The sequence below is a fragment of the Acidisoma sp. 7E03 genome (genome assembly GCF_054665075.1).
Window position 1 is genome coordinate 1 of record NZ_BAAFHE010000069.1, and the last position, 502, is coordinate 502.

The 502-nt window shown below is 66.5% G+C and carries 1 protein-coding gene; it reads right to left on the reverse strand.

The window, feature by feature from the left end:
- Nucleotides 1–502 (reverse strand): hypothetical protein (locus tag ACYQ6W_RS22715; protein ID WP_459678587.1); only part of this gene is annotated, 502 nt, incomplete at both ends.

The window sequence follows — 502 nt, forward strand, 5'->3', positions numbered from 1 at the left end:
CGTTGTCGAAATCCGTCGTCTCCAGCACCAGCGTGCCGCTGGTGCCGTCGGCAACCACGGTGCCCTCATTGATGACCGTGCCGCCACCCGTGATCATCGCGGTGGTGATGCCGTCCGCCGTCTCGACGAGCGCGTCGGAGCCGAGCGTCAGCACGCTGTCGACCTGCAGCGTGTCGAGATCGGCGGCATTGCCGATGGTGATGGTGGCGGTGTCGATGGTCTCGCTATCGGCCACTTCCAGGCCCGCATCGGCGCCGGTGAGCGCGATGGTGCCGGCGGCACCGTTCGCATCGGTCACTACGAAGCCGCTCTGCACCACGATGGTGTCGCCGTCGCCGACCGTGAGCGTGCCAACGATGGTATCGTTCTGGAACACGCTGTCCGCACTCAGGCCCAGCGTGCCGCCACTCAGCACCAGCGTCGCGTTCTCGATCGTCCCGTCATTGTCGAGTTCCGAGAAGGCGCCGGTCGAGTCGAGCGAGAGGGTGTTGCCGCCAGCATC